The organism is Bosea sp. NBC_00550 (assembly GCF_026020075.1).
GTDB lineage: Bacteria > Pseudomonadota > Alphaproteobacteria > Rhizobiales > Beijerinckiaceae > Allobosea.
The window spans coordinates 4449793-4470052 of record NZ_CP102772.1 but is presented as its reverse complement, the minus strand read 5'-3'; the positions used below and the strand labels follow the sequence as shown (position 1 = coordinate 4470052).

The window sequence follows — 20260 nt, the reverse complement described above, 5'->3', positions numbered from 1 at the left end:
CCACTATGCCGCCGCTTCAACCGCGCGAGGCGCCCCGAATACCCCATCTGAGCCCCGCCCGTCGTCGCCGGTGCATCGACCACGCCATGATAAAGTTCGGCGTGTCGGAGCGGCTGGCGTGCCGGGTTCTGGGGCAGCATCGATCTACGCAAAGGAAACTGCCGACGGGTCGCGTCGATGATGCGGCGCTGACCGCCGACATTGTCGAGCTCGCCACCCAGTATGGCCGCTACGGCTACCGCCGGGTCGCGGCCATGCTGGAGACCGCCGGTTGGGCGGTGAACGTCAAACGCGTTGAGCGGATCTGGCGGCGGGAGGGGCTCAAGGTGCCGGCCAGGCAACCGAAGAAAGGCCGTCTCTGGCTGAATGACGGATCATGCATCCGGCTTCGGCCGGAACACCCCAACCATGTCTGGTCCTACGACTTTGTCGAGGATCGCACCCACAACGGTCGAAAATTCCGCATGCTGAACGTGATCGACGAGTTCACCCGGGAATGCATTGCGATCCGGATCGACCGGAAACTCAAAGCCACCGACGTCATCGATGTCCTGTCCGATCTTTTCATCCTGCGCGGCGTGCCCGGGCATGTTCGTTCGGACAACGGTCCCGAGTTCGTCGCCAAAGCAGTGCGGGATTGGATCGCAGCGGTCGGCGCGAAGACAGCCTTTATCGAGCCTGGCAGTCCTTGGGAGAACGGCTACTGCGAGAGCTTCAACTCCAAGCTGCGCGACGAACTCCTGAGCGGCGAGCTGTTCTACAGCCTCGCCGAGGCTCGGATCGTCATCGAGGGCTGGCGTCAGCACTACAATACCCGGCGCCCGCACTCCTCGCTCGGCTACAAGCCGCCAGCACCGGTCGCTGTGGTCTGGCCGCCTACGAAAACCCAACCCGCTTCGCCGGCCATCTCAACCGTGGCCGACAAGCCCACCATGCATTAGATTAGAACCGGGCCACCTGATGGGGGCAGGCCAATCATCGCCGGCCTGACGCTCGCAGCTCTGGCGGGCGATGCAGGGGCGCAGCAGTCGCAGCAGACCTTCCGCGACAGTTCCGGGCGCGTCACAGGCCGCTCAACGACCGACAGCCAAGGCAACCAGAACTTCTACGGCCCAGATGGCAGGACGACGGGGCGCGCCTCGACCGACAGCCAGGGGACGATGACGTTCCGCGATTCCAGCGGTCGCGTGACCGGGACCACCACCCATCCGCGACGCTGATCGGCCTCAGCGGAATTGGAGCTTTATCGTTCGATAATGTGCCCGACAGCTGACGTTGTATGGGACAGCTGAGGGTGGGGAGCGGCCGCTCCACGAAATGCCGATGGCTGCCATTGTGTGGCGCCGTAGCGCTGATCTCGATCAGATCTGGCGCCGTCTCTGCTCAGAAGCTGACCCTGAGCTGCGCGGTGCCGCCGATGCGACTTGTGTTCCCGGACAGTTCCGAGTCGACGCGCATGCCAAGGCTGACGGTCTGGCTGAGCCTGATATCGGCGCCGGCGGCGAGGAGCGCCGCATTGCGGTCGGGCCTGGCGCCGGTCACCGCGAAGCTCGTGCCGGGCAGGCCGTTGAGCGCGGCGGCAAGCTCCGCGTCGCGTTGGTAGTAATGCGCCCAGGCGGCGCGCACGAAGCCTGTGACGGGCATGGCGCCCGCGATCAGGCTGGCGTCGAGCTGCAGGCCGAGTTCGCTGCGACTGGTGATGTCGGAACGCCGCACCAGCGTCAGCATGCCGGCGGTCGCGCCCGAGCCGTCGCGCTCGATCGCGGCCGGGCTGCTCGCGCGCACCGCCTGGAAGGCGGCGAGCGGCGAGAGCGTCAGGCCACCCCAGCCTGCCACCGGCAGGCTGGCCTCGATCCGGCCGGACCAGGCCTGCGTCGCATAGGAGGCGGCAACACCGGTGCGGCCGAGTGCCGGGATGGCGCGGCTGGTGTCGGTGTCGAGCCTGGCATAGCCGAGCGCGCCGGCGAGGTTGACCGTGCCCAGCGTGGTGCGGCCATAGAGGCCGGTCTGGAAGACATCGGCCTCAGCCTTGCCGAGCCCGCCCGAAAGCGAGGCGCGCGATTGCCCGCCCGCGAGCGCGACGCCCGCGACCGTGTTGGCGCCGAGCCGGATGTCGGCGCCAACTGCGACATGAGCATCGGAGAGGTTGCGGTTCGCCGAGCCCACGGCCCGGTCGCCGTCAGTGCGTCCGGTCGAACCAAAGGTCGCGCCCCAGAGCGAGAAGCGCGCCGGGTCGAAGCTGGGGCGGCCCGGCCCGTCCTGCTTCGAGGGCAGGTCGGCAGTGAAGCTCGTGGCACCGCCGGGGCCGCCGGGCGCACCCGCAAGCCGCCCGGCGCCCGCGCCGTCGAGCATCGTGCGCAGGAACTGGTCGGAGGCGGCGTGGGCCATGGCGGGTGCAGCGGTGTGGACCTCGCCCGAAAGGCTGTTCACCGCCGCCGGGATCGACGCCGCCGGCAGGTTGTAGATGCCAAACAGGGCCGATGGATCGGCGCCGTTGGCCACCGCGCCGTCAATGGCCGAGGCGGCGGCAAGGGCATTGGCTGGGCGACCGACTCCGAGGCGCGGGCGCGTCGGCGCAGGCACGGCCCCGGGCACGACAAGAGCGACGGGAGCGATGATCGGTGCCAGCGGCATCGGCGTCAGCGTCAGCAGCACGTTGTTGCCGGTGTAGCTCACCGCCGTGGAGACGCCGTCGCCGAAGGTTCCAGTGGTGTCGACCGGGCTGAAGCTTGTGCCGCCGAGCCCGCCCGCCGCCGAGAGCAGCGTGTAGGCGCTGTTGAAGCTGTAGGAGCCGCCGAGCGGCACCAGCCGCAGCGTACCCGCCAGCGAGGCCGTGCCAGTGACGTTGACCCGGTCGGCCAGCGGCCCCTGGACCTCGGCGATATAGGTCGAGCCCGCCCCCATCACGAGGTTGCCATTGACGGTCAGCGTTCCCGGCGAATTGCCCGGCGCCAGCGTGCCGTTCACGGTGAGCGAAGGCAGGGTGCCGGTTCCGCCGACCGCGCCACCGGCCGCGACCGTCACACCCGAGGACGCCGCGATCGAGCCGTTGACCACGAGCGTGCCGGCATCGACAAAGGTGGCGCCCGTATAGCTGCTAATGCCGGTCAGCGTCGTCCTGCCCGTGCCGGCCTGGCGCAATGTGCCGGAACCCGAGACGGCACCGCCAAAACTAAAAGCGTCTGACCGGTTGAAGACCAGCGCCCCGCCATTGGCGACGTCGCCGGTGATCGAGCCGCTTGTGCCGCCGGCGCCGATCTGAAGCGTCCCTCCCAGGATCGTCGTGCCGCCGGTGTAGCTGTTGGCACCGGCAAGGATCTGCGTACCCGCGCCGGTCTTGGTCAGCGCCAGCGTCGCTCCGGTCTCGCCGGGCCCGTCGTCGGCGATGCTCCCGGCAAAACTCGCTGTGCCTGACGAGAGCGCAAGGGTAAGGTATCCAGCCTGAGTATCATGGCCGTTGACGACCAGCCCGCTCCCGGTGAGCGAGCGAACGGTCACGGCATGGCCATCCGCCATCAGGGCAGCGTTCGGCGCCAGCATAACTTCGGAGTTCGGAGAGAATGCGCCGTTGGCCGCTGCTGCCAGCGTCACGCCGCCGCCAACCGCGGTCGGGCCGCTGTAGCTGTTGCTGCCGCTGAGATCTACCCGGCCGATGTCGGCGCTGGAGTTGAGCAGCGAGAGCACTCCGCCGGCCCCGTTGCCATCTGTGATGTTGCCGGTCAGCGTGACGACCTGACCGTTCACGTCGATGGCACCACCGCTCGTGTCGACTGCAATGGCGGAGGCGAAGGTGTTGGTGAAACCCGTTCCCGCCTGGAAAGTGCCGCCGGCAAGCGTCAGCGGGCCAGCGCCGATAGCGGATACGCTGCCGGCCCGCAACGTGCCTCCGCCGATCGTGGTGCCTCCGGAATAGGTGTTGACGCCTGTGAGGATCAGAGTGCCGGGACCAACCTTGGTCAGGCTGGTCCCGGCCCCATCGATGATGGTCGAGCCGATCGTCGTGAAGACGCCGGATGCCGTGTTGATCGTGCCGCCTGCGGCGACCCCGAGGCCAAGCACGCCGCCGTTCAGGATGTAGCCGTCGCTGTTGAACTGCAGCGTGTCGAAACGTTGCGTGCCGGACACCGTAACCGTGCCGGCTGTACCCTGGAACACGCCGACCGAGTTCAACCACGGGGCATTGAAGCCCACTTCGCCCGGCGCCACCGCCCAGTTGGTGTTGCCGCCGTTCCAGGTTCCCGTGCCGCCATTGACGGTGCCGTTGCCGGCCTGGTCTGCGCCGTCCCAGAACTGCAGAGTCTGGCCGGCTCCGATCACAGCAAGATTGACCTGCGGCGGCACGCCGGCAGGCATGCTGTAGACCGTGCCGGTCGCTCCGGGAACGGTGGGAGCGGTGAGCGCAAGCGCGCTGAAGCCGCCGCTGATCGTGCCACCGCCGGTGACGTCGAACAGGCGATAATAGCCTGCCGAGGCAGCCGTGGCTGTCAGGGTGCCGCCCAATGTGAGGTTGCCGGCCGCACCGATGCCGTTGACGACGATGCGGTCGTTGGTCAAACCGCCTGCGACGCCTGCGGTGCCAAGCTCAAACACGGTATTCGAGCCGGCACTGAGCGCCAGCGATCCGACGGTGAGGGTGCCCGGGCTGTTGCCGGCCGACAGCGTCCCGCCGGCATTGACCGTGACCGCGCCGCCGATCGTGCCGATGCCTGAGAGCGTGCCGCCATTGACCGTGAGAGCGCCGCCAAGCGAACCATCGACCCGGAGCTCGCCTGCGGCAACCGTGGTCGAGCCTGCGAAAGCCGAACTGTTGCCGCTCAGAGTTGTCCGACCACCGCCGTTCTGCGCGATCGTGCCGATGCCGGTGATCGCACCGGCATAGGCCAGGCTGCTGCTGTTGAAGACGAGCGCGGCGTTGTTGAGGATGTTGCCGGTGCCGAGCGAGCCATTGGCGCCGCCATTGCCGATCTGCAGCGTGCCGCCGGAGAGGGTGAGCGGGCCGGCCACGGTATTGCCAGTTCCGGTCAGAATGAGCGTGCCCGCGCCGATCTTCGCGTAGGTGAAGGGTCCGCCGGGGTCGGAGATGTTTCCCGAAATCGTCGCCGTTCCCGCCGCGACCTGATACTGCAGGCCGCTTCCAGACAGCAGCGTGTTTGCCGACATAGTCACGCCGTTGGCGAGGTCGAGGACGCTGGCCCCGGTCGCGCCAACGCGTTGGAACCCGGCGGCGGCCGTGGTTGCGAGACTTAAGGTGCCCTGGTTGAGCAGGAAACCGTTTGTGACGCCGGCGTTGTTGCCTCCCAGCGTCAGCGCGCCGGTTCCGTTCTTGGAGATCGCGCCGGCGCCGGTGAAATTGCCGTTCGCCGTCAGCGTGGTGGCCGCGGCGACATCGATCGTCGCAGTGGCGTTCATCGTCACATTGCGAGTCGTCGTGAAGCTTGCGGTAGTTGCCAGAGTTCCGCCATTGAATGTCACGGCCCCAGCTGTAGTGCCGAGATTGTTGTCGGCGGAAATCGAGAGTCTGCCGCTATTGATTGTCGTGCCGCCGGTATAGGTGTTGACGCCAGATAGCGTCAGCGCCCCGGTCCCGGTCTTGGTCAAGCCGCCTGAGCCCGAGATGACGCCGCTGAGCGTCGCGGTCGCGTCCAGCACACTGATCGCGCTGGAGCTAGCCAGCGAGACGTTGTTGGCGATGCCGCGCGTACCGTTGGTCGCCAGCTCGCCGCCATTCAGCGTCACCAAACCGGCGCCAAAGGCTGAATCGTTGCCCGCGATGATCGAGCCGGCAGTGATCGTCGTCCCGCCGCTATAGCTGTTGATGCCCGACAGCGTCAGCGCCCCCGCCCCGGTCTTGGTCAAGGCGCCGTCGGCCCCGCTGATGACGCCACTGACCTCGGTCGACAGGCCATTGCCGCCGACCGTCAGATGCACGCTGCCAAGCTGGTAGGCGCCAGCCCCCTCGATCGAGCCGGCCGAGACCTGGCCGTCCTCGAGCGGCCCGGTGCCGAGGAAGGCGGTGATAACGCCAGCCGTGGTGATCAGCCGTGCGTTGCCCGCCGTGCTTTTGTCGTAGAAACCCAGGTCGCCATAGTTGATGATCGTGGCGTTGCCAGCCGTGCTGCTTTCTTTGAAAGTCAGGCCGCCCTCGGAATAATTCGTGATCGCGGCATTCCCGGCCGTGCTGGTGCGGTTAAAATCCAGCACGCCCTTATTCGTGATCGTGGCGTTGCCAGCCGTGCTGGCGTTGTTGAAATCCCAGAAACTATTATTCGAGATCGTGGCGTTGCCAGCCGTGCTGGCGTCGTTGAAACCCAGGGCGCCATTATTCGCGATCGTTGCGTTTCCAGCCGTGCTGGCGTTGTAGAAATCCAGGCCGCCATTATTCGCGATCGTAGCGTTTCCAGCCGTGCTGGTGTCGTTGAAATTCAGAACGCTATCATTCGTGAGCGTGGCGTTTCCGGCCGTGCTGCTGATGAGGAAAGCCAGAGTTCCTGAATTGTTCAGCGTCGGGATTTGGCCGGAATTATTGACAATACCGGCACCAATGAAGCCCAGACTTCCCACCATACCGAAATTATAGGCGGAGGCGCCAGCCGCGAATGTGAAGCCGCCGAGGGTCTGGTTGACCGTGGTGACGGCTGTCGCGCCAAACGCCCCGAAGGTTGCCGTGCCGCTCGGAACGACGCCGCCGATCCAGTTCGAAGCCGTGCCGAAGTCGCCCGTCACACCCAGCCAGGTCGCATCCTGGGCGAAGGCCGGAGATCGGGCGGCAAAAGCCGCGGCACTGACGCCGAGCAGTAGCGCGAGACGCGAAGGGGCAGTCGTCTTGCGGTACGGCATGGGAGACGCAAGCCTTCGTCATTGGATCACGGCATCGTCGCAGCGATCGTAACTCGATGACCTAGCGCAGTCCCTGTCAAGCGCACCCGCGCTGATGCGGATCAGTCTCTGCATTTGTTACGCGGACACCACATGCCGGCTGCGCCGCGGCCTGCGATCTAGCGGTCTGCCGCCCGACGAACGCTTTCGCTGCGCTGCCTGCAGCCTCACCGATGCGATGGGAACGGACGTCGCGCTCTCAACCGCCAGGCGAGCAGCCGGGAACCGGACGTTGCCAAGGCGGGGGTCGGTCGATTTTGCCCCTTCGATCTCGGTCCGGAAGCAGACGTTCGATGAAGCGTTACCACACGATAACCCCCTGGCCAGCGCCGCCTTTTCGGCGCCCCTGAAAACCGTCTCGCTGCCCTGCTGCCCGTTACAGCCGTGACGCTGGTCAACGGCTCCGGCAATGACGGGGCGGCTCTGGTGCGCTTTTCGGAATCGAGTCACTGGCCGGACGGATCGGCGCTCGCCTCGCCAGAAGTTGGGCGCTCGACGAGGGGACAACGAGTTCCAAACCGCGCATGATGACCGCCTCGCTGAAGGCGAGCCTCTGGAACGAGTTCCTGGGCAGCCCCAAGACCTCGTTCTCCTCGGCGACCGGCTTTATCCCCTTCCGCTCGGATCTTGGCGGAGCCTGGGGCGAGATCAAGGCCGGGATCGATGCGCAGATCACGAGGAACACTGTCCAGCTAACGCTTTCTGGCGTGACTTCTCCCCTCGATCTCGCGATCTGCCCAGATCTGGGCTTCCAACTCCAGGGAGGCCATCAGGTCTCGATAGTCTGCAATCATCTCGTCGCGTAACGGTGCGTCTGACCTGGTCCAGTAATCCAGCCCCACATGCGCCAGTTCGTACGCCTCGCAAAGGTCGAGAAAGGGTTCGCTTGCGGCCAGATCAAAACGGGCCCGCCAATCAGGAAAACGCAGTTTCAGACGGGCGCGCCCGCGCTCCTCGATCCGGGTCATAATGCCGACCTCGATATGTGAGGGCGGGTCGATGCACTCCTTGCCCTTCACCGATTTTGGGCTTGGCGCAGCGAACCCTCAATTGACCTTAGGGACAGCAGGGGCGAGTGTTTGGCTGACTGGCTAGCGCTCTGCGTGTCACCGCGCTGTTGCAGTAATTTCCCCATCTGTTCGAGATGGTGCTAAGCGTATTCGAAGGGCCTTGATAATGCCGACGCGTTCCAGCAGTGGCTCCTGCGTTGTTCCTGGGATCTCTGAAGACGATATTCGTGCCCAACTGGGTCGCATTTTAGCAAGTGACGACTTTAAGGTGCCCGAGCGGGTGCGCCGGTTTCTGTCCTTTGTGGTTGAAGAGACGCTCTTTGGCCGGGCAGACCGCATCAAGGCCTATTCGATCGCAGTCGAAGTCTTCGGCCGGAGGGCAGATTTCGACGTTTCGAACGATCCCGTCGTTCGCATTGAGGCGGGGCGGCTCAGGCGCGGATTGGAGCGGTATTATCTGCTTGAAGGCAGTACCGACGCGCTTGTGATCGAGATTGCCAAGGGGGGCTATGTGCCTAGCTTCCGCTGGCAATTGAACGATCAGATCGACCCTGCGCCGCTTTCGCCATCCGATCCCCCACCCGACGAACCATCCCGCCCGCAAACGGGCGATTGGCTGAGGCTACCTTGGCTTGTCGGCGCCACTTCAGCGCTCGCGATCAGCTCCTTGGTGGCCTTCCTGGCGATAGCGAATGGACCGATCCCGGCTGCGCCAGTGAGCCCGGCACGGCTGTCACTCGTCGTGAAGCCCTTCGTCAACCTCACTGAGAATGCCGAATTCGAGGTTTTCGCGGCAGGACTTGCCGACGATGTCATCTCGCAGCTCGTTCCGAACGAAGAGCTGACAATCTTTCGCAGTCAGACTTCAGCTGCCTTGGAATCTTCCGCGTCCGCCGCACAAATCGATCGCCAGCTTGGCCGGCGGCATATCCTGGAGGGCGTGATCCGTGCAGGCGACGGCAAGCTCAGGATCACAAGCCGCCTGCTGGATGGGCGAACGACTGCGATCATCTGGTCGGGCATCTATGAAGCGGACCAAAATGCTGGCAGCGGCTTCGATCTCGAGACAAACATAGCGGCGAAGATCGCTGCGGCAGTGAGCCTGCGCTTACGACCGCCGGCGAAGATTGCAATGGGCAGACGCTAAGCGGTTTGATCAATACATTGTTTGACTGGTTCATTTGTCGCTCCACCGCCATTGCCCCGCCCGGAGGACGGTTCGATCCATCTGAAGGCGAGAGCGTGGGCGGGGAAGGTGCATGTCGCGTGAAGTTCACCGCACTCTGATGTCCTGACCATCTGACGGCGCAGCGCGGATTGGCGAATCTGGGAGGACCATAATGGACGACGTGCATGAGCATGAGCGTGCCCGGGTCATTCGGATCGCGCGGGCTATGTGTCGAGCGAAACGATTGGACCCCGACCAACCCCTCGACGAGGCGATACCCGCTGTCACTGGCGCTAAGGCATTCATTGACAGCCTGACGAGCAGCGATGTTCCGACGTGGCTATTGTTTGTGAGCGAAGCAAAGAAATTTGTCGCCGCGAACCAGGACGGCACGTCACAATTGTGAGCATGTGGCGTTGAATGAAACGCGGGCGGAAAAACGGAAACACGCTCGCGGTTACAGCTTCCCGATCGGCGGGAGAAGGGAGCCGAGGGCTGGGGGCTGTACCGGCTCCCTTCGGTAGCCATCTGGGTAGGTGGCCACCACCACCATCGCGGGTCACGTCGCGACAATAGCACTGCCAAAACGAGGTAGCCGCAGCCGAGTTCCGCCGCGGCGAACGCTCATGCAACGACGGAGATCGAAATCGCTCGATCGCCCGTAGCGTCAGATCGTCCTCATCTTCAGCTAAGGCGACCAAGCTCGCGACGATGTAGGCCGGCTTCGTCCGCACTTGCTCGTCATCGGCATCGGGGACGGTCGATCGGATCTCGGACCAGGCAGCATTAAGCGCGGCTTGCGCGCGGGCCAGGTCGACGGGGTCGCTCAGCGATGAGAATGGCATGGCTCCTTCCTCCGCCATGGATACGGGCGAGAATCTATGCCTCTCGACTGGAGGCAATATATTTTGACATAAGAAAATCCCCGCCTGCGCACGCAAGCGGGGTAGTTCGCTCAAACCGAAAGGAGACCTTTGGCCAACCGCGACGCGAAGCCAAGGTTCCCCGGCCGGAATGGAAAGCCCGGCCGGCCGGAGCGCCGAGAGCGGATCACGGGCGTCCGTAACCAGACTGAACTGGGAGGCCACCATGAGTAGGACGACCGCCATCATCGCCGGCCTGACGCTCGCAGCTCTGGCGGGCGATGCAGGGGCGCAGCAGTCGCAGCAGACCTTCCGCGACAGTTCCGGGCGCGTTACAGGCCGCTCAACGACCGACAGCCAAGGCAACCAGAACTTCTACGGCCCAGATGGCAGGACGACGGGGCGCGCCTCGACCGAGAGCCAAGGGACGACGACGTTCCGCGATTCCAGAGGTCGCGTGACCGGGACCGCCACCGGCCCGCGACGCTGATCGGCCTCAGCGGAAATTGAGCTTTTTCGTTCGATAATGTGCCCGAGAGCTGACGTTGTTTGGGACAGCCAGGGGTGGAGAGCAGAAGTCCGCCACGCAGCATCGCTGGCATAAACCAGCCACCCCCAAACTTTGGCGGGCTGCCCCATAGCGAACGCTACTGATTGAAGGTCAGCAAGCAGGGTCAGGACCCATTTCCGACGGGCGCAATGCCTGCCTCGGACCGTCCAAAATTGCACCGACAGCAAATTTCAGTCGCTGCATAGGGGCGGTAGGATCGAAAACCGCAGCGTTCTTGCAACAGGTTCCTGAAATATATGGGCTCGCATTGGCACTGGACTTGCCCATGTAAACATTTTGTAGATGTCGTTGCCGTTTTCTCTGATCATTCGCACGACTCGTCACGCAGTCCCCTCATGTGATCGCCGATCACGCTCGCAGGGTGCACGCAAAGGGGGCGCAGGAATGGCTTTCGAGCATTACTGCCGGGCGCTAGCTCGAAACGTCGAACCACTGTTTCATCGGTGTATATACGCGGCGGGGCGCGAGACGTTGTTTGCACGCGGTTGCAGGTTTGGCTCGTCCACGGCTCTAGCAACTATGGTGCTTGTTGCAGCCTCGACGGTTTCGACACGCGCCCAGAACCTCAGAGATTGGACCGCCGGAGCGGGATCATCTGATTGGTTTGCGGCTGGCAATTGGAATCCCGGTAGTGTTCCGACGAACCAAAACTTCACGGTCATTGACACCACGACGCCGTTTCCGACGGTGATCTCGGGCTTGCCCGCGCACGCCTCTCAAGTGTCCGTCGGCGTGGTTGGGTTTGGGGCGCTCACAATTCAAGAGGGCGGGACATTGACCACCCTCCCGTTTGGGGGCGGGTTCATTGGCGGCGGGCTTGGCTCGAATGGTACCGTGACCGTGACCGGCACCGGCTCCACGTGGTCAAATGCCCTCCTCTTTGTGGGCCGACTAGGTACAGGGGTTCTTAAAATCGAAGATGGCGGTAGGGTGATTAGTTCTTTTGGGGGCTCTGTCGGAGAGACTGCCGGCTCGACGGGTACGGCCACTGTAACTGGGCCTACATCCACCTGGGATGTCCGTGGCGTCCTCAATATCGGCGATTCGGGCACCGGCACACTCACGATCCAAAGCGGTGGGAGCGTGACCAATACTAGTGGCGTGCTGGGATCGTTTGCCGGCGCGACCGGTATGGTGACGGTGGCCGGCGCGGGCTCCAACTGGACGAATAACGGAAACGTTGTGGTCGGCAGTGCGGGGACGGGCGAGCTCATGATCGCGGACGGCGGCACTGTAACCGATCTCACCGGGGTGGTTGGCGGTTCTTCGGGCTCGCGGGGCACAGTCACGGTAACCGGCACTGGCTCCGCCTGGCGCAACAGCTTGGGGGTGAACATTGGCAACTCTGGCACGGGCGCGCTCACGATTGCGAACGAAGGCGTCGTTGCCGCGCCTTCTGTAGTGGTCGCGGCGCAGACCGGATCGATTGGCACACTGAACATCGGCGCGGACCCGCTCGTCAGCACGGCGGCGGCTGCACCCGGCACCATCAACGCGCCGACCGTCGCCTTTGGTTTGGGCGCCGGTACGCTCAACTTCAATCACACGTCCTCCGAGTACGTGTTCGCGCCGGCGATCAGCGGCAATGGCACCGTCAATGTGTTCGCCGGCACGACGATGCTCACCGGCGCCAACAGCTACACCGGACCGACGAACGTTAACGGTGGCACGTTGCGCGCGGGCGCTCTCAACACGCTCAGTCCAAATTCTCCGGTGACGGTCGCGAGCGCCGGAACGCTCGACCTCAATGGCTTCAGCCACACCATCCCGAGCGTCGCCAATGCTGGCCTAGTCAGCATGGGCACCGGCACCGCCCCCGGCACAGTCTTGACGACGCCGAGCTATACAGGAACTGGCGGCACGATAGGGCTGAACACTTTCCTCGGAACTGACGGCTCGCCTTCCGATCGCCTCGTTATCAATGGCGGCTCGGCGACCGGCAATTCGCTTCTGAGTATCGCCAATGCCGGCGGGCCCGGCGATTTGACGACAGGCAGCGGCATCCAGGTGGTCAGCGCGCTGAACGGAGGGACCACCGCTGCCGGCGCTTTCACGCTCGGCGGCCCCGTTGGGGCTGGCCCGTACGAGTATCTCCTGTTCCAGGGCGGTGTGACGCCCGGCACCGAGAATGACTGGTTCCTGCGAAGCCAGCTTTTCCCGACGCCCCCCGGTGTGACGCCCCCGGTCGGCCCGACGCCACCAGGCGTGACACCACCCGGCGTGCTTCCCCCCGGCGTAACGGCTCCTGGCACTCCCGTCCCTCTTTTCCGCCCCGAGGCGGCGCTCTACACGCTGTTGCCGGGGGTGGCGCGCCAGCTTGGTCTGGCGACGCTCGGGACCTTTCACGAGCGCCAGGGCGATCAAGCCATGTTGCTCGGCTCGGGCGCGCTTCCGGGCGCCTGGGGCCGTGTCTTCGGCCGCCATGCCGAGGAGAGTCGCTCAGGCCCGCTCTCGCCCGAGATGAAGGGCAATATCGGCGGCTTCCAGGCCGGTCAGGATCTTTTTGGCTGGGACAATAACGGCCATCGCGACCGGCTTGGGCTGTTCGTCGGCTTCGCCAGTGCGGATGTCGATGCTCGCGGTTTCGCGATCGCCCAGCAGCGAGTGCTGGTCGGCAAGCTGAAGATGGATGCAACCAGCCTCGGCGCCTACTGGACCCATATTGGTCCGTCAGGCTGGTATCTCGACGCGGTGCTGCTGACCTCCTGGTTCGATGGCGATCCGCGCTCGACCCGCGGCATCGGGATGAGCGCCGACGGAACCGGGCTCACCGGTTCGCTCGAGGCGGGCTATCCGATCCAGATCGGTGCCGGGCTGTCGCTTGAGCCGCAGGCGCAGCTGATCTGGCAATCGGTCTCGTTTGGAACGGAGCGCGATCGCTTCTCCGCGGTCCGCTTTTCGCCCGACGATGCGCTAACCGGCCGGATCGGCGCACGGCTCACCGGCGATTGGGTGATGGGCGGGATGACGCTGAAACCTTATCTCCTCGCCAATGTCTGGCGCACGTTTTCCGGCAGCGACACGACGACCTTCAATGTCACGCCGATTACAACCGGCTTCGGCTCCACCTCGCTGGAACTCGGCGGCGGCGTTGCGGCCCAGGTGACGCCGAACGTCGGCGTCTTCGCGGCGGCGAGCTACACCAGCAATCTCGGCGGCGACGATCGCCGCGGCATCAAGGGCAATCTCGGCCTGCGTGTCACCTGGTAGGCGCGGCGCCTGCCGACAACCTTGTTGGTTCCGAGCCGGGACGGGACTTCGTGAGTCTGCCAAACCGGCCGCCCTTACGTTGTCTTCAGTCATTTTACCTGCAAGCGGACCCTACGGATGCCGGCAATGGGGCCAGCTCCGGTCAGCAGACGCCGATCTTCAAATGTCTCGGTTGGGTCGATTTTGCCCCTCCGATCTCGGTCCGGAAGCTGACGTTGTGAGCGTCACGAGCCATTAACGCGGGCGCTGGAGAAGGCCGAGCTGCGCGCTCAGCAGGCGTAAATCCGCGAGCAGTTGCTTCGCGGCAGGTTGTTCAAGATGCGGCTCAAGGAAATGGCCCGGTTCGCGAGGCAACACCGACCCACCGACGCAACTCAGCCGGGCGTCTATCCGGCCATCCCCGGAGCTCTGGGCAGTCCCCCTAATCTGGCGCTGCGCAGTCGAGGATGTTATTCTCGATGGCAACATTGCATAATCGATCGCACCTTATGATTTGATTGATTGCATGCCTGCAATCCAAATCGGGGCCGGCGGATCAAGAAGCGAGGCCGGTGCACCATCTTGATGACCTTCGCGAGTTTCGGAACGATCCTCTGGGTGACGATGAGAGGTGTGATGTGACGAAGGCCACAAAGCAGCAGCCCCAGACCGAGACGCCCCCGATCAAGAGCAAGGGTGCCGAGCCAAAGACTGCGGGCCGGCTCAGGCGCATTGGCGGATCGTCATCGGACGACTGGAACAACATCCTCGCCAATCAGGCGTTCGGTTCCATATGGCTCGCCGGCTCCGATGAGGACCAGGTGGGCAAGCAGTTCAAGTCCACCGCCGCTTATTTGACCGCCTTCCAGGCGAAGGACGAGCTCGAGGCGATGATGGGAACCCAGCTGTTCGCTGCCCACAACGCCGCGATGGAGTGCTACCGCCGGGCGATGATTATCGACCAGACATTCGCTGGCCGGTCCGAGAACCTCTCCCAGGCGAACAAGCTCTCGCGCACCTACGCCACTCTGATCGAGGCCCTGAACCGGCATCGCGGCAAGGGCGGCCAGCAGAAGGTCACGGTCGAGCATGTCCACGTCCACGAGGGCGGACAGGCCGCAATCGGCGCCTTCGCCACCCCAGGGGGTGGGGCAGCGATCAAATCAGAGGATCAACCCCATGGAACCAGCGCAACTGCGTCTCAGCCCCCGCTGCTGTGCTCGGACCCGATCGGCAACGTCCTGCCAATCCCCGGCCATGCCGAACGGGAGATGTCGCCTGCACGGGGGCAAGAGCCCCGGCGCGCCGAAAGGTAATCAGAACAGGTTCAAGCACGGTCGGTTCAAGGCAGAGGCGATCGAGCGGCGACGTATGGTCTCGGCGCTCGTGCGGAGGATGCGGGAGACGGCGGAGAGGGTCTAACGAGCCGACAGCAGAACGCCACCGCGGGGCTGGGCTGGGGGGCTTTGCAAGCGGTGGCGTTCCTGCCGCATCTGATCGGCGAACCAAGGCTACTTCGATCGGCGAGGAGAATCCACGTTCTGTGGACGGTACGTCATCGGAGCCGGAATTTGCACAGATAGGCCGGACTTTCTGAGATCTGCGAAAGCTTGGCTTTACGCAGTCCGGGGCCTCATCGCGCATCGCTTCAAAAGCGATCCGTTGCCTACAGCCGGCCTTGTATTCCCCCGGTGGCACAGGGTGAGGGCTCGCGTCATGGTGGCTGGCCTACTCGTCATTGCGTTCCTGGCCGGTTACCTGACCGGCTTTTCGGCGGCCGAACGGCTTTGGAAGCGCTGCGCCTTCGAAGCACTGGACCTTGTCGCCAACCGGGTTGCCAAACTGCGCGGAGATCCGTCTCGGCGACGCGAATAGCGACTTCGCCCGCCTCCCCCTCCTGTCCGAAGGTATGGCCATCATGGCCACACCCTTCGGTCGCGCCGGGGAATTGCTCCAGCAACTAGATGGGCGCGGGGCTCACTGGAGTAAAAGTGGGTTCGTCCCCATTTGCTCCTATCCCCACCGCGACCGTCGAGTTGCTGGAGCAATTCCCCGGCGCGCCTGACTGCGCGGGCTCGGATGCGGGTCGCCATCCCTCAGGAACCGAGTACTCCATTGGTAAGGGAGTGTGCGGAGCATGCAGCGAGTGCCTGCTCGAAGGGCCTGTGCCGTGCGTTTCCGGGAGTGCGGGCCGGTGGGTGAGAGGACCGCAAATCCTTGCACCTCTCCGTGAGGACCGCGAACGCCACCCCGTGGCAGGGGCGAGCAACCTTTTGGCGGAGAATAACAACTGGCGAACGCAGCGGCAGCTTATTTAACTGTTACCAATCGTCCCAAAGCCCGGTGAGCTCATTATGGCCATGACCTCGTTTCCCCGCCCTTTCCTTTGCGCTCTTATGGCGCTGGCGTTCTCAACAACACCGGGCATTGGTCAGGAAAAGACTGCGTATGTCTGCGCTGATGATCAGGCGACAGGTTTTGATTTTAAGAACGGACCTAATCAGGTAAGTTTTGCCCCGTCCAAATTCACCATTGTTATGGATTGGCCAACGTTAAAATTTAAGAATCAAATTGCTGAATTAACATATACCTGTTCTATACCACTTGAGTTTTCCCTACCGGACTTGGTTCAATGCGTTGGGATGTCCAATTTTATCACTTTCAATTCGAAGACATTGAAATATTACAGAGCGCGGATGTTTGGAGAAATCGGCGGGGCGACTGAAAAAAACCCGGTTCCTGATCAGGTGTACTTGGCGCGAGGCACCTGCCAGAAATTTTAAGTGCCCTGCCCGCTGCTAAATGGGCAAGGGCCTCCGGATGGGGCCCTTGGCCATCGGGACTGAACCCTCTGCGAATGGGCATGGCTGAGAGGAACCAGACAAATGACGGCATTGCTTAGGAAACTGCTGGCGTGCGCGCTGGTTGCTGGGGCTTCGCCGACCTACGCCGCCTCGTTCGAATGTCTCGAAAACAACCGGGCAGACTGCGATATGCGGGCCTCTGGGGCCATCCATTGCACCGACGAGCGCGACAATCCAACGCTCCGCTACATCAAGAGCCGTCTGGTGATCACCGAGGCAACGCTCGTTACTTGCTTATCCGAATGCCTGCCCCCGTTGCCCGTCACGACGGTCGAGGACGGCGCGAACAAGAGGACGAACGTGTTCGGCGCCAAAACCGGCATCGGTGCGCTTACAGTCGTCATTGACCACGCCACTGGCGAGTTCATCGAAACCATAATCGCACTCGGCAGCCACACGACCACCAAGATAGGCCGCTGCGTCAGAAAATGACTGCATCAGAAGTTATGCCGGCGCGCGATAGGAAGATGACGAGGTAGCAGGGCAGCTAGACTGCAAGACATCAATCTATCAGGGCAGCATGCGTGCCGGTGCGCTGGACGTGCTTCTCGTCGCCATTCCAGCGGAACAGGTATTCGCTGTCGCCGCGATATTTGGGGTTGTCGAGAATGTAGCGAACCGTGGCCGGCCACCACCGGCCGCCGCGCGACGTTGCGATGCCGTCCCCGTTCAAGGCGCTGGCGATGGCCTGCAGCGTGGCGCCTTCCTTCCGCATGGCGAAGATCCGGCGCACAGTCACCGCGCTCTCGGCATCAGGCGCAAGCCCGCCCTCCCGGTCGGTGACATAGCCCAGCGGCACCGCCCCGCAGGCATACCCTCCCCGCGTCGCCTTTTCCTGCCGGCCAAGGAACGTCCTCTCCGTGATGACCTGGCGCTCCTGCTCGGCCATGCCGGCCAGGATGGCGGTTTGAAGTCTCCCGCCTCTCCCGCTTCTTGATTTCAAGCCGGCGGGCTACGCCAAATCCTAAGACGGCGCGCAAACGCCTCGAATCGTGGACGTACCGTCCTACGCGGGCTTGGGCTCCGCTTCGTGATCGGATCATCTGACCCGAGAGTTCGCCCTTGAAGGCACGGATGGGTTCGTGGGCTTCGTGAATGTTCTGCGCCACGCCGTAAATCGGTTGCCCGTGGAGGCGCGACTTGGCAGGGCTCGCCAGCGACCGACCTCCGGACGGCAGAAACACGACGAGCGAGACAGGCCCAGAAACCGGCTGTTGGGGTAAATGTTGGGGTAAGACGGGCCGCCAGAATTAAAGCTGTGCGATTACAAAGACTTAGACATAAAATATGGCGTCCCGGAAGGGATTCGAACCCCTGACCTACGGTTTAGGAAACCGTTGCTCTATCCTGCTGAGCTACCGGGACGCACAAAACGTCGTGTAGCATAATCGCGATGCGGGTGAAGTCCCTTCTTGCAACTGTCATGATCGCGGTCTTGCCCGGCGCGCCGGTGCAGGCGGCGCCCGCCTGCGCCGAACCCAGGGCCGAGACGACAGCAGCGCGGCTGACCGGCATCAACGCCGCCGGTGACCCGGTCCTGAGCGATGGCCGCGTCCTGCGGCTGGTCGGGCTGGCGCCGCGCCAGGACCTCGACGAAGCCGCGCGCTTCCGCGCCGGGCTCCAGCCCTTCCTCGATCGGGCCCTTGATCTCGCCGTCCTGGGCGAGCCGGACCGCTGGGGGCGCTGGCCCGCGAAGCTCTTCATCCCGCCCGAGGGGGCTGCTCGCGAGCCGCTGGAGCTTTCCACCGCCCTGCAACGCAGCGGCGCGGCCCTGCCCTTACCCGAGCCGGCCACAGCCTCCTGCAAGGGCGCGCCTGCTCCCATTCAGAAAACGGTAACATCTGCCCTCCAACCTTCGCAGCTCGTGGCCGTCGACGGTCATGATCTCGCCGCCGTGAAGGCGCAGGAGGGGCGTTACGTCATGCTGGAAGGTCGGATCGCCTCCGTCGGCGAGCGCTCCCAGCGGACCTATCTGAATTTGTCCCGCCGTCCCGGGGAGGCTGCCTCGATCGTCGTCTCGCGCGCGCTTTGGCGTGAATTGAAGGCTGCCGGCTGGACCGCGGGCAGCCTGGGCGGTAAACGCCTGCGAGCCTATGGCGTCATGTCCGGGCGCGACGGCCTCCTGCTGGAGGCGACATCGCGGGCAGCGCTGGAACTGATCGACTGAGGATATGCTGGAGCCCTGGCGGACATCGCTTTCGCGGCATTCGAAGCGGCTGGCGGCCATCGTGCTGCCGGGCCTGCTGCTCGTCGGCTGCCTCGGCGACCAGAGCGCGCTGCTGCCGACGCCCTCGGGCGACGACATCGCCCCGCGCATCAACACCGTCCAGCGCGCCTCGGATCAGGAGCATCAACGGCTGCTGACGGCCTTCGGCGGCGAATACCGCGCGCCCAAGGCCCGCGCCGCGCTCGACGAGGTGGTGCAGCGGCTGGCCAAGGCCGGCGAGGGCCAGATCGGCCATTACGAGATCACCATCCTGAACTCGCCGGTGGTCAACGCCTTCGCCCTGCCCAATGGCCGGCTCTACGTGACGCGCGGCCTGCTCGCGCTTGCCAACGACACCTCCGAGATCGCCTCGGTGCTGGCCCATGAGATCGCCCACGTCACCGCCCAGCACGCCGTCGAGCGCGCCGAGAAGGAGGCCGAATCGGCGCTGGTGAGCCAGGTCGTCTCGCAGGTGCTGAAAGACCCCTCGCGGGGCGCCGCCGTGCGGGCGGGTTCGAAGCTCTCGCTCGCCCGCTTCTCGCGCCAGCAGGAATTGACCGCCGACCAGATCAGCGTGCGCAATATCTCGCGCGCAGGCTACGACCCGTACGGCGCCGGCCGCTTCCTGGCGACCCTCGGGCGCAACACCGCCTTCCGCAACAGCGGGCAGAACCAGAGCGCCGAGGACAAGCGGCTCGACATCCTCTCCAGCCACCCGCAGACGCCCGAGCGCATCGCCGCGGTGACGGCCGCCGCAAGGCAGATCGGCGCGCCCGGCATCGGCGAGCGCGACGCCAATCGCTGGCTCAACGCCATCGAGGGGCTGGCCTATGGCGACGACCCGCGCGACGGGGTGGTGCGCGGCCGGCGGTATCTGAACAGCACGCTGCGCATCGGCTTCACCGCGCCCGAGGGCTTCAGCCTGGAGGCCGCGCAGGACATGGTCATCGGCGTCAGCGCCAGCGGCTCCCAGGCCTTGCGCTTCGACTCCGTGACCCTGAAGAGCGGCCAGACGCTTGAATCCTATGTCGCGGCAGGCTGGATCGAGGGCGTCGAGACGACCGGGATCGAGAAGGTCGATATCGGCGGGCAGCCGGCGGTCATCGCCTATGGCAAGGGCACGGACTGGATGTTCCGCCTTGCCGCCGTGCAGGTCGGCGAGCGCGTCTATCGCTTCATCCTCGCCGCGCGCGGCGCCAGCGACCCCGAGCGGCCGATGCGCAGCATCGCCGAGAGCTTCCGAACGTTGAGCCCGGCGGAAGCCCAGGCCATCCGGCCGATGCAGATCCGGCTGGTCGCGGCCGAAGCCGGCGACACCGTCGCCAGCATGGCCGAGCGCATGCCCGAGCAGGATCGCCCGAGCGAGCTCTTCCAGCTTCTGAACGGGATCGAGCGCAACGCCGCGCTGACGCCGGGCCAGCGCTACAAGGTCGTCGCCGAATAGCCCTGCGCCTTCACAAGGCTGCGAGCCCGGGCGCCTGCCTCCTGCGCTCGGCGAATACGTCGCTATGAT

13 protein-coding genes, 1 tRNA gene and 3 pseudogenes are annotated in these 20260 nt (G+C 64.5%); 13 read left to right on the top strand and 4 right to left on the bottom strand.

The window, feature by feature from the left end; genetic code table 11:
• Window positions 1-2 precede the first annotated feature (2 nt).
• Window positions 3-941 (top strand): annotated as a pseudogene (locus NWE53_RS21380) (IS3 family transposase); the annotation flags it as partial.
• A 442-nt stretch (window positions 942-1383) separates the two neighbouring features.
• On the opposite strand, the gene NWE53_RS21375 reads toward NWE53_RS21380, so the two are convergent.
• Window positions 1384-6837: an autotransporter-associated beta strand repeat-containing protein gene (locus NWE53_RS21375; RefSeq protein ID WP_265051360.1), complete on the bottom strand. Its 5454-nt coding sequence runs from the start codon at window positions 6835-6837 to the stop codon at window positions 1384-1386.
• Window positions 6838-7316: 479 nt separating this feature from the next.
• Between NWE53_RS21375 and NWE53_RS30090 the strand changes: the two genes are divergently transcribed.
• Complete coding sequence (locus tag NWE53_RS30090) at window positions 7317-7682, top strand: autotransporter domain-containing protein (protein ID WP_442865048.1); 366 nt, start codon at window positions 7317-7319, stop codon at window positions 7680-7682.
• On the opposite strand, the gene NWE53_RS21370 is transcribed toward NWE53_RS30090, so the two are convergent.
• On the bottom strand, window positions 7569-7844 hold the full coding sequence (locus NWE53_RS21370; protein WP_265051359.1) for a hypothetical protein: 276 nt from the start codon (window positions 7842-7844) through the stop codon (window positions 7569-7571). The genes NWE53_RS30090 and NWE53_RS21370 overlap by 114 nt on opposite strands.
• A 208-nt stretch (window positions 7845-8052) precedes the next feature.
• On the opposite strand from NWE53_RS21370, the gene NWE53_RS21365 reads away from it, so the two are divergent.
• From NWE53_RS21365 to NWE53_RS21335, 9 genes and pseudogenes are all read left to right on the top strand, one after another.
• Window positions 8053-9033 carry a hypothetical protein gene (locus tag NWE53_RS21365; RefSeq protein WP_265051358.1) on the top strand — a complete coding sequence of 327 codons (981 nt, stop codon included), beginning with the start codon at window positions 8053-8055 and terminating at the stop codon, window positions 9031-9033.
• A 193-nt stretch (window positions 9034-9226) separates the two neighbouring features.
• A complete protein-coding gene (locus tag NWE53_RS21360; protein WP_265051357.1) occupies window positions 9227-9460 on the top strand; it encodes a hypothetical protein in 234 nt (77 codons plus the stop codon).
• A gap of 683 nt (window positions 9461-10143) precedes the next feature.
• Window positions 10144-10407 carry a hypothetical protein gene (locus tag NWE53_RS21355; protein WP_265051356.1) on the top strand — a complete coding sequence of 88 codons (264 nt, stop codon included), beginning with the start codon at window positions 10144-10146 and terminating at the stop codon, window positions 10405-10407.
• 363 nt (window positions 10408-10770) lie between these two features.
• A pseudogene (locus NWE53_RS30085) lies at window positions 10771-11568 on the top strand (hypothetical protein); the annotation flags it as partial.
• Window positions 11569-11571: 3 nt separating this feature from the next.
• Window positions 11572-13698, top strand: coding sequence for an autotransporter family protein (locus NWE53_RS21350; protein ID WP_442865047.1), 2127 nt, complete (start codon window positions 11572-11574; stop codon window positions 13696-13698).
• 551 nt (window positions 13699-14249) lie between these two features.
• Window positions 14250-14993: a hypothetical protein gene (locus tag NWE53_RS21345; protein WP_265051354.1), complete on the top strand. Its 744-nt coding sequence runs from the start codon at window positions 14250-14252 to the stop codon at window positions 14991-14993.
• Window positions 14932-15099: pseudogene (locus NWE53_RS29875) on the top strand (hypothetical protein); the annotation flags it as partial. The gene NWE53_RS21345 and the pseudogene NWE53_RS29875, both read left to right, overlap by 62 nt.
• Window positions 15100-16031: 932 nt before the next feature.
• On the top strand, window positions 16032-16460 hold the full coding sequence (locus NWE53_RS21340) for a hypothetical protein (protein WP_265051353.1): 429 nt from the start codon (window positions 16032-16034) through the stop codon (window positions 16458-16460).
• A 102-nt stretch (window positions 16461-16562) separates the two neighbouring features.
• The gene (locus tag NWE53_RS21335; RefSeq protein ID WP_265051352.1) at window positions 16563-16973 is read left to right on the top strand and encodes a hypothetical protein; all 411 of its coding nucleotides are present in this window, start codon (window positions 16563-16565) and stop codon (window positions 16971-16973) included.
• A 70-nt stretch (window positions 16974-17043) separates the two neighbouring features.
• Here NWE53_RS21335 and NWE53_RS21330 read toward each other — a convergent pair whose 3' ends face one another.
• Window positions 17044-17430, bottom strand: a complete 387-nt coding sequence (locus NWE53_RS21330) for a recombinase family protein (RefSeq protein ID WP_265051351.1) — start codon at window positions 17428-17430, stop codon at window positions 17044-17046.
• 399 nt (window positions 17431-17829) lie between these two features.
• Window positions 17830-17906, bottom strand: a tRNA-Arg gene (locus NWE53_RS21325).
• Between the two features lie 58 nt (window positions 17907-17964).
• On the opposite strand from NWE53_RS21325, the gene NWE53_RS21320 reads away from it, so the two are divergent.
• Window positions 17965-18708: a hypothetical protein gene (locus tag NWE53_RS21320; protein WP_265051350.1), complete on the top strand. Its 744-nt coding sequence runs from the start codon at window positions 17965-17967 to the stop codon at window positions 18706-18708.
• Between the two features lie 4 nt (window positions 18709-18712).
• Complete coding sequence (locus NWE53_RS21315) at window positions 18713-20191, top strand: M48 family metalloprotease (RefSeq protein WP_265051349.1); 1479 nt, start codon at window positions 18713-18715, stop codon at window positions 20189-20191.
• The last annotated feature ends 69 nt before the right edge of the window (window positions 20192-20260 follow it).